The organism is Desulfosporosinus nitroreducens, from assembly GCF_023897015.1.
Lineage (GTDB): Bacteria > Bacillota > Desulfitobacteriia > Desulfitobacteriales > Desulfitobacteriaceae > Desulfosporosinus > Desulfosporosinus nitroreducens.
The window spans coordinates 56,708-65,831 of sequence record NZ_JAMHFY010000001.1; the positions used below are offsets into that span (position 1 = coordinate 56,708).

Sequence of the window (9,124 nt, forward strand, 5' to 3'; positions counted from 1 at the left end):
GCTACACCACCACAAGTAGGAATTCTTTGAGTGCCAATGTGTAATATATATCACCATCTGTGGCGGTTCTGTGCGTAAAACTATCTATTGTAACGAGCATGTTGACTGTATCGAGTTTAATACTCGGATCAGTATTAACAATGATCAAGCGAATCGGAATCCTTAAGTCCCACCATCGCTTTATCGTGTCTACGTAGTCACTGCCGTACATTGTCTTATTTAAAGCAAATGGGTATTCCTTGACAGGAAAAAAAGATTCCAAATCAATCGTGCTTAATCCTTTTTTAGTAACGATATTTAGTGATTGGTACAGTCCGTCTATTTGCTTATTGTCCCAACTCTCTTTTATCTCGTACTCTGAGGGCGTGACGGGGAGCAGGAGTACTTCGCTATTGTCGTTGATTGACAGGTATACTTTTATCATGCTTTGTCACCCCCTTTACCCGTAAACAAATCGTTCAAGTCTCGGCAATAGCTTATCGGCTATTTCTTCGCCGGTTAAGTCGCTGCTCTTCTTGCCTAGCGCACCAGTATTACTATCTGTGGCATCAGTATTAGCATTAACTGCGTTTGCATTTGCAAGTAGAGCGTTGGCTAAGGTATTTGATTTCTGTGCCTCGGCTTTTGCCTTCCTGGTTTCATCTAGCTTTGATATTGCGTCCTCGGAAAAGCGTTTAATCTTAACCTCTGGAATTATGTTTTGTTTTTCGAACGTTGGTCTTTCCATTGATGTTTTTACGCCGGAGAAGTCAGCTTTTATAGTTTCTTGCCCCAATGCACCACGGATTGCGTTTACTGGTGTGAGCAGGGCACCTACTGCACTTTCCGCTTGTGAAACTACACCATTCCACATTTGTGAAAAAAAGTAGCCTATACTTTGGGCAGCATAGCTAAACCCGCTTAATATCGTATTCGCTCCGCTTATTAACCCATTTACACCCGTCTCAGTGTAGGATGCTATTCCGTTCCAGCCATTCATAAACGTAATTTGTACAAGCTCCCAGTTTTTACGCATCCATGTTATTACGGCAACTAATGCTACGACCCCCATTACAACAGCTCCGATGGGATTAGCCCTCAGTGCCGCATTTAGTCCGCCTTGTGCTATCCAGGCGTAGACCGCAGCTGTTTTGTAAGCTATCAATACCATAGTTAATCCGCCGAATAAAGGTGCGAGGTCGCGCACAACACCGCCTGCCGTCCGCATGTAGTCTATGATATTTTGTATCCCGCCAGAATCGACCCACGATATTATGGCGTTTTTGACAGCATTGACTTGCGCCTCAATGACCGGCAAATTATCCATGAACGCCTTTGCGAATTCACCCTTTATTCTCGTAACCGCACCGCCAAGAACTTCCTTCATGTCACCAAGGGCATTATTAGCCTGGATAATCTTTCCCGCGTCAGTGTTCGCAAGCGCCGCATTTACTCCACCAACATTTTTTTGGAGTACTTCAGCTAATGCCGCAGCCTTTTGTTGCTCGTTACCGTGCTTAATAATTTTTTCCTGCGCTTCGGTAAAGCTTATTCCGACTTTTTTCAGCGCACCGACACTTCCGTCCATGGTTTTACCGATCATATTACCAATCGTCACAGCATCCTCTTGCGTGGCATTGTACCCTTTTTGTTGAGCTAGGAGGTCCACCATACCTTGTGACAGTTTTTTAACTGTGTCGTTCGTAACATTAAACGTGGCCAACTGTTGCATACCGCCCAAGGTCACTTCGTCGCCTATGATCCCAGTTCCCTGGAGTATCGAAGCGTACTTCTTTAACTCATCAACTTGCGCCTTTGTTGCTTTGCCGGTGGCGTCAAACACCGCTTGCAGCTTGACCTCGGCTGTCATTTGTTTTTTGTAAGCTTCTTCCATTTCATTGATTGCTGCTACCGACTTTACTACCGCAAACGCCGTTGCAGCCATACCCAATAGGCCGCTCTTTAAGCTATTAAATGAGTTTTGACCTGTATTGCGCAAGGATCTTAAATTCCGCTCGTAGGCCATCGTGCTCCGATTAATGTTGTTCATTGTGGGAGTAACCTGATCACGCAAGGTCATACGCCGTTCTATTGCTGCCGCCACTAGTCACCCCACCTTTTCGCCTCTTCTTCGCCGTAAAGGACCATAGACTGAATGAAAAACTCTTTCTCGGCTTGTGTGAGCCCGAGTAGATAATCCAGTCTGTGGCCCCGTTGAATGTAGTAGTGACATAGATATAAATCTATGTCACTACTTATGAGTTTTTTATGTCGCTACCGACCTTGCTAACGCTGGATCCGTACCCGGCTAGTTTCATGATTTCAATAGCTATCGCCGACACTTCGCCTGGTAGGAAGATGGCAGGCACGATATCTAGCGGTTCAATGCAGCCGTACGCTTTTTGCAGTTCACCCGATTTTAGATTTGGCTCCTTGACACACTGCAGCAACAAATAACTGTCTGCCCTGGCAGCGTCCTTATCACCTGCGCTCTGAGCTTCCAGCATATCAGCCGTACCAGGGGAACAAACAACGATATTTGATTCAAGCGATTCAACGTAAAGCGTAGCTACCTTCGCTTTTTTGTTTTTGATTTTCTCTTTTTGGGCTATAAGCTCTTGGATCGATAGTACTTTGCTCACTTTTTTCTCTCCCCCCTATTAAATTGTATCGATATACTCAAAATTGCTAAATGCAAACGCGACATCCTGAGAATCCAACTTTTTTTGTTCGAATTTCATTAATTCGATCCCGTCTATCGTAACGTCGTACAGTGCCACCCTTTCCGCCCCTACAACGTCAGGATCGTCTAATTTCCCAACCAATTTCATTCGTGGTGTTCTTCCAGCCTTGATATCTGCGACTACTTTTTTACCAACACGACTGCTTGTTTTTTTGACAGTCATTGTACCTGTTCCTGAATGGCCTACAAGCTTTCTGTGAGTCCCAAGGCTCCCCGCAATGTTAATTTCCTCATACGTAAGGGCGACTTTAGCCTCAAATTTATCAACCTCAGGCCACAACTCATTGTCTACCCACAAGCTTCCGAAGGTCCCGTTAATAACTTTACTTACGTCCATTTATGCCACCCCTTTACATAGCTATTTCAAAACTGAGATCCTCCATCGCATCGGCGAATTTAAGATTGCCGCCAAGAAACACATTAGATTCGAAGGCTTTCTCTTTTATTTCTTGGTCTGTCATTTCCGTGGTATCAGTCCCCACGCCTTCCCATGCTGCGCGCTGTGCTGTTACATTCACGCCTACGGTGTTCTCACCCTTAGGGTCGAGAACATCACCTTCAAGGCTGCGTAAATAGCTATTTACCGCCGTGATGAAGAGTACTTGATTATCGTAGATGTTGACTACCTTACCGACATACTCATCTGCGAAGGCTTTCGAAACATCACTTTTTATTAGATCAATACCCTCAACGATTTTGATCTTCTTGAATACCTTAGATTTGCTTACAGTCGTAGTTGTTAGACTGTTTACACCACGCCCAATTTTTATAACACCATTCTGACTAATCAGAATTAGTTTACCTGCATCGATATCGTCGTCAGGTTCTGCCGACTCAGTAATGCCTTCAACCTCAGGCAGGATGAAATAAGTCGCAGATCTAGTAAGGCTTAAGCCTGATAGTATCCCAGCTATCCGTGCCGTGTACTGGCTTGCAGTGTAAGTGTTAGCCCCTACCACTATCCCTGCCGTTGCAAAGTTTACAATGCCCTCGTGGTCACTAACAGAGTTTGGCAGTACCGCCTTAAACGTTTTCTTGGCTGCGCGCCGAGCTATGAGCCAGACGCTTACATCCGCTACATCCTCAACGGCAATCCCTGGTATTGCCATCCAATCCCATTTCTTTAACGCCAGCGTTCCTAGTTGAGTGGTATAATCAATATCCGCTGCCGCTCCACGCACTACGATGACTTTGTTTGGGGAGCCAAGGAAAGCGTCCTTGATGTACTGCAGATTTGTTGCTGTCCAATCCTCGCTTACTACTTCAGTTACATCGTTATACGAGTAGAACGTAGGTGTATCAGTCGCGTCTCGCAGTATTAACGCTACAACTCCGCGCGCACTCCTTGTTATCGCAGAAACCGCGAGTGATTTAAAAATAAAATCAATAATAGGTAGTCCCATTCTTCGTGTCCCCCTTTTACAGCCTACTTAACACTCTGTCGAATTCAGCAATTATAATGCTGTCAAAATCTCTCTCTATTTCCTCTTTCGATTTATCAAAGACAAGATATCCTTGCTTGAAGCCGTGTTCATTGCCATGTTTATCTACAATTCTGTGCCCACGTTCAATTAAATGGCCGTGTGGTGCAATTTTTGAGGATGAATATACCCTTACGGTTAGATCGCCACTACTGCTTCTATCCTCAAAAACCTTGCCGCGCTTGATTGACCTTTGATAATTACCGGTACGCCTTTTTACAAGTTCCCTAGCTTTGCGGCGAACGATAGTTCTCGCCTTGTTTCCTACTCTGGATAACATACGCTTTGCTTCTCGCGGAAAGTTGCGTTCGAGATAGGTGATATTTTCACGGAATTCAGTAAGGCCTATATGTTCCACTTCAAACATCTTGACTCACCCCGAAATCAAGCTCTTGCATTTTGACTTCCGTTTCACCGCCACCCCCGGAACTTTCATCGTCAACATCGTAGTACTGCATCTCCATGCGCGATGAAAGAACGCCGTCTGTCACGTCCGACTCAACACTGTCTACGAGTTGTATTGTCCGAGTCCCTACTTTCAATCCATGAGCAAACATAGACTCTATTGCTTGCGTTTTTTCCATGGTGTCAAGCTTGTACTTGTACCTGTCACTGGGGAAATAGTAGATTACTACCGTCAGAGTGCGCATAAACTTGCGCAAGTAATCAGTCCGAGAAATGTTTTCCAAAGTCGTGAAAAAGGAAGGCCTTATGAAACCCTCCTTTACATCTTCGGACGCCATCACGCTTATGCTTGGGTATTTTACGATGATCTTTTCATTGACAGCTGTCAGGATATCCTCTAACTTAACCGTCATTCGATCACTTCCTTGACAAATATCTCAAGTTCTTTGTGTGCAAAATATGGATCAAGGATGAATTCAATATCAAAGCGATGATCACCGAACATGATGTAATCGCTCTTTGTTATGCTTTTGCCAGCATTGTACCGCACTATTAATTTGTGCGTTACGTTTGTGAGCATGGTTTCTGCCTGAGCTCGCTGCATGTTGTACGTTTGCGGCATCACTTGCGCCCATATGGTTTTCTGTTTTTCAAAATCAAAGTATTCTTCCTTGAGTTCATTTTTTTTTTCAACTTTGGAGTAAACGTCGATTCTTTTGTTTAACTTTCCCGGGTTCATACAGGCATCACCGCCTATAGTAAATTAATTGAGTGCATACCCAATATCGTATCAACCACTTTATTGAGATTATTTTTATCCACGTACAGGGTCCTATTGTCGTACATATCCTGCACTAAGATATAGACCACAATTACAAAATCAGCATATGCATCCAAGCCAATTTTATAATCTGCAGCGATAGCGTCCCCAAGAACCGGAACAGTTTTAAACCCAATGGCTCCGGAAGTATCGTTAAAAGAGTAGTCCGTATCTTCTGCTTTGGCCACTTCATTGACGTAAATCGTTTGCGAATCTGGCACTACTGGAGTGCAGAGAACATTGAATACGCTTCTTGCCCCATCTCCAGTTCCAACAACCTCATTGGATACATCAACATCATTTATCCCTGTATAGGCCCTAACAAATGATTTTGCCACATTCAGTAATGTATCCAGCTCTGCTTTTTCTACATCTGTTAAGTCCGCATGTTCAAGCCTTAGATACTCGGCTAATTCTAGGTTAGTAATCTCACTTACTTTAGTTATTGGCATCGGACTTCACGCCCTTTTCAGGCTCACCCATATTAGCTTCTTGTTTTTGCACTTTTACTTTCTCGATGTACCCGGCTTTTAAAAGATCTTGGAGCGTAGCTTTGTCACTACACTCCTTAACCTCACCCTTGTGCATAGAAAAAGCACCAGCAAAACTTACTAGCGCTTTAATCTTCATATGCTACCTCCATTAGGCTGCAGCCATTTCAAGTTTAGCAATCTTTTGCGCATTCTCAATCTTGGAGTCAATCTCCATCCAACCTACAACACCGATAGCGTGTTGGGTTGCAAATTTTTCGCGCAAGACTTCGATGCTCACATCTTCGGAAAGTTTGACGGCTAATCCGCTCATATCTCCATAGTAGATTGCTGTTTTCCCGATAGCCATAGTCGGCATATTGGAAGATACGTAGACGTCTTTCCCGAACAAAGTGTAACCCCATCTTGCTGTAGCATCCTTGTTTAGGATGTAATCCCCGTTGCTATCCTTTAGCTTCCTTATAGCGGTTCTTGTCGCCTTATTCATAATCCAAATTGCTCCGCCCTGATACATATCTGGAACGGCCTCTTGAAGATCAATTAATTCATCAGCCGTTATAGCGATTGCGGCTTCCGCAGTTACTTTTTGTGTTACGCCACTTAATCCAGCTACTTTATCAGTGGTACCATTAAGTAGTTCGTTCTCAATCCATTTTGCAATAGAGTCAGCCATAGCACCGATTACAAAGTTAACAATATCGAATTGGCTGTTGTTGACCAATGATTTAGATACTTTACAAAGAGCACCAGCTAGGAACCCTTTTAGTTCAACGCTAAGGAATTTTCCAGACTTTGACTCTAGGTCGCTAAACTCGGTAGCATACGCCATGGTGATGGCTTGGGTTGACTCATCGTAATAAGGGACGCTTAAGGTGCCGCCAACATTATAACGAGTAGCCAACTGATAAATAGGGCAGATGTCGTACACTTTTTTGATGATCTTATTGGCTATAGAGGAAGGGATGATAGCGCCATTATCACCTGTGGTAAGGTTTACGTCAGCACGCTGCTCGACGATTCCCCTGATGTAGTTGGAGAAAGCTCTTTCTTCGAGTTCTTCAGCTCTCAATTCCTCTTTTTTCTTGTCATCAATAACATTAAGAGTCAAATCTCTGGCTCTTTCCTCGGCCTTGATTGTCTTATCAATACTGGCAATGTCAGCTTCCAACGCGGTGAATTTTTCCATTTCCTCGGTGCTCATAGCTCTAGTTTCACCCTTGGCAGTATCGACAAGCGCTTGTAATTCTGTTACCTTGTCATTTCTTTGCTCATTTAAGCTTTTCAGGGTTGCCCGGAATTCAGGAACACGAATCTTCTTTTTCATTAATTTTCCCTCGCTTTCATTTTGGCAATAAAATAAGCTGCTTTATTTAGCAGCATTTAAGATCACTTATTCTTTTTTCATACCCAGAGTAGTCAATTGGCTCATCTTTAGCCTTTGGTTGTTCAATTTCCACCGTGATAGCCCTGAATTCATCTCCGCGTTGTTCGGCAATAACTTCTTGCTCAGCCCTGTGTTCTATTGATGTGCCGGTATAAATCGGAGACATACGGTCATCGATAATTGACACCTCGAACAGGTCTAGATCTTCTACATGACGGCGTGGAAGCTGATCAGCCCGCTCCTCCATCCTGTCCTTGTTTACATACTGCCCGAACGACCATCCTCTGAGCTTCTTTTGCCGCGCCTTTTCGATAACATCAGGATCAGTTACGGTGGCAATAGCTCGAAGGCCAATGTTATCCTCAAAGAGTTCAATGTTACCGTCTTTGATTGATCCGAGCTTCCTTGTCTTGTCGTGATTGAGCAATAAATCAACGTTTTCTGTTCTGTCTAAGGCACGCTGAAATGCCCTTGGCTCAATCTGCTCGACGCATTTACCACGCGGAGTGATGATTGGCTTACTGTCCCTGCCAACTGCATTCACATAGCCGTCAAGGAGCACACTATCGTTTCTAATTTCAATTCTAATCTTCATCACCCCCCTTCAAGCTTTTTTCTTTCAAGTTTTGCATATTTTGCGCACTATTTGTATTCGGGGTATATATCTCATGAGTTTTTGGATTAAATAAAACACTGTCCAAGCCCAACTTGATCCATTCAATGCCCAACGATGGCAAATCCTCCATAAATCTCACCTCATCGATGCCAAGAAAATTAGCATCAATGCCTGTTTTGTAAGCGTCAAAGCGCTCTTTGATATCACCTTTTAGCATTTCTTTCGTATCGAAGGCAAAATAAAAGAACCCCTTCTCTTTTTCGAGAAGCAAGTCCTTGTTTAAAGCGCATTCAATTGCCCTCAGCACCGGCATAACTCCCATTTTAAAGGCATTGCTATATTCTTGAGAAGATGCAATTCCTTTAATAATGTTTATCGGTATGTTAATTATCTTGCAAATTTCCGCCGAATTAGTCTCTTTATTCTCATTAAGCTGCATTTCTACGGATGTATTCGACGCTTCCTTAAAATCCATACCGTCATTAAGAATGACAACATTTTCGGTATTATTGCTATAAAGATTTCTCCAAGCCTCTTTTAGCTTATCAATGGCGTCTTGCGTGAGCTTCTTGGTGGATTTCAGAAAACCCTTCTTATTTCCGCCCTTTTTGACCAGATTCTCTTCATACACTAGAGAATTATAGGCAACGCTTAGGATTAAGCTGTTTTCCTCAATAATACTTACGCCTTTTGCCCCATCCTTGGTATTTCTAAGTATTTTTAAGAATTCATAAGGCTTATACGTCGTTCCATTGACTAAAATATCGTAATCCTTGAATATGGGGTCTACATTTTTGTTAACGGATACGCTTGTTTCATCGACGTAATATAGCCCTTCGAATTGATTCCTTTCTTTCTTTACATAGGCATAGCCCCCTTTCCCGAGAAAGTAGTCATTAATTAAAGCCCTCCAAAACTGTACTGCATCTAGTGTATCGCCCGTATCGTCGTTTAGTAGGTTTACTCGTTTGTCCCCCTTGACTTCTTCTGCTTTCCCGTCTTTCTCTTGGTAAAGTTTAATTGGCAGCATAGATACAGTATCTGCAACAAAGTTTATGCAACTTTTTACACTTGGAATGTTTAAGGCTTCTGTCTTTGTTACGGCTGAAGATCCCAGCAGAGCCCTTAATAACACATCGTCTGTCGTTGGCTCAACTGCTGTTACATCTGCTCTTTTTTCCTTTTGGCTAAATGGCCACATTTAC

13 protein-coding genes are annotated in these 9,124 nt (G+C 43.2%); all 13 read right to left on the bottom strand.

Features of this window, described 5'->3' with window-relative positions:
• Window position 1 precedes the first annotated feature (1 nt).
• Window positions 2-424 (bottom strand): hypothetical protein, encoded by a 423-nt coding sequence (locus tag M8E35_RS00430; protein WP_252466667.1) that lies wholly within the window; start codon window positions 422-424, stop codon window positions 2-4.
• Window positions 425-439: 15 nt separating this feature from the next.
• The gene (locus M8E35_RS00435; protein ID WP_252466668.1) at window positions 440-2,083 is read right to left on the bottom strand and encodes a phage tail tape measure protein; all 1,644 of its coding nucleotides are present in this window, start codon (window positions 2,081-2,083) and stop codon (window positions 440-442) included.
• Window positions 2,084-2,234: 151 nt separating this feature from the next.
• Window positions 2,235-2,621 (bottom strand): phage tail assembly chaperone, encoded by a 387-nt coding sequence (locus M8E35_RS00440; protein WP_252466670.1) that lies wholly within the window; start codon window positions 2,619-2,621, stop codon window positions 2,235-2,237.
• Window positions 2,622-2,639: 18 nt separating this feature from the next.
• Window positions 2,640-3,059 carry a phage tail tube protein gene (locus M8E35_RS00445; RefSeq protein ID WP_252466672.1) on the bottom strand — a complete coding sequence of 140 codons (420 nt, stop codon included), beginning with the start codon at window positions 3,057-3,059 and terminating at the stop codon, window positions 2,640-2,642.
• 13 nt (window positions 3,060-3,072) lie between these two features.
• Complete coding sequence (locus tag M8E35_RS00450) at window positions 3,073-3,903, bottom strand: phage tail sheath C-terminal domain-containing protein (protein ID WP_252466675.1); 831 nt, start codon at window positions 3,901-3,903, stop codon at window positions 3,073-3,075.
• A gap of 238 nt (window positions 3,904-4,141) precedes the next feature.
• A complete protein-coding gene (locus tag M8E35_RS00455) occupies window positions 4,142-4,570 on the bottom strand; it encodes an HK97 gp10 family phage protein (RefSeq protein WP_252466678.1) in 429 nt (142 codons plus the stop codon).
• Window positions 4,563-5,021 carry a phage tail terminator family protein gene (locus M8E35_RS00460; protein ID WP_252466679.1) on the bottom strand — a complete coding sequence of 153 codons (459 nt, stop codon included), beginning with the start codon at window positions 5,019-5,021 and terminating at the stop codon, window positions 4,563-4,565. Before M8E35_RS00460 ends, M8E35_RS00455 begins: the two co-directional genes overlap by 8 nt.
• Window positions 5,018-5,347 (bottom strand): phage head closure protein, encoded by a 330-nt coding sequence (locus M8E35_RS00465; protein ID WP_252466680.1) that lies wholly within the window; start codon window positions 5,345-5,347, stop codon window positions 5,018-5,020. The genes M8E35_RS00460 and M8E35_RS00465 overlap by 4 nt, the downstream gene beginning before the upstream one ends.
• Window positions 5,348-5,361: 14 nt before the next feature.
• Entirely contained in the window at window positions 5,362-5,880 is a 519-nt protein-coding gene (locus M8E35_RS00470) for a hypothetical protein (protein ID WP_252466681.1), read from the bottom strand.
• Entirely contained in the window at window positions 5,867-6,058 is a 192-nt protein-coding gene (locus M8E35_RS00475) for a hypothetical protein (RefSeq protein WP_252466682.1), read from the bottom strand. Before M8E35_RS00475 ends, M8E35_RS00470 begins: the two co-directional genes overlap by 14 nt.
• A 12-nt stretch (window positions 6,059-6,070) precedes the next feature.
• Window positions 6,071-7,243 carry a phage major capsid protein gene (locus M8E35_RS00480; protein WP_252466683.1) on the bottom strand — a complete coding sequence of 391 codons (1,173 nt, stop codon included), beginning with the start codon at window positions 7,241-7,243 and terminating at the stop codon, window positions 6,071-6,073.
• A gap of 46 nt (window positions 7,244-7,289) precedes the next feature.
• Window positions 7,290-7,898 carry an HK97 family phage prohead protease gene (locus tag M8E35_RS00485; protein WP_289710603.1) on the bottom strand — a complete coding sequence of 203 codons (609 nt, stop codon included), beginning with the start codon at window positions 7,896-7,898 and terminating at the stop codon, window positions 7,290-7,292.
• A complete protein-coding gene (locus M8E35_RS00490) occupies window positions 7,888-9,120 on the bottom strand; it encodes a phage portal protein (RefSeq protein WP_252466684.1) in 1,233 nt (410 codons plus the stop codon). The genes M8E35_RS00485 and M8E35_RS00490 overlap by 11 nt, the downstream gene beginning before the upstream one ends.
• Window positions 9,121-9,124: the final 4 nt, after the last annotated feature.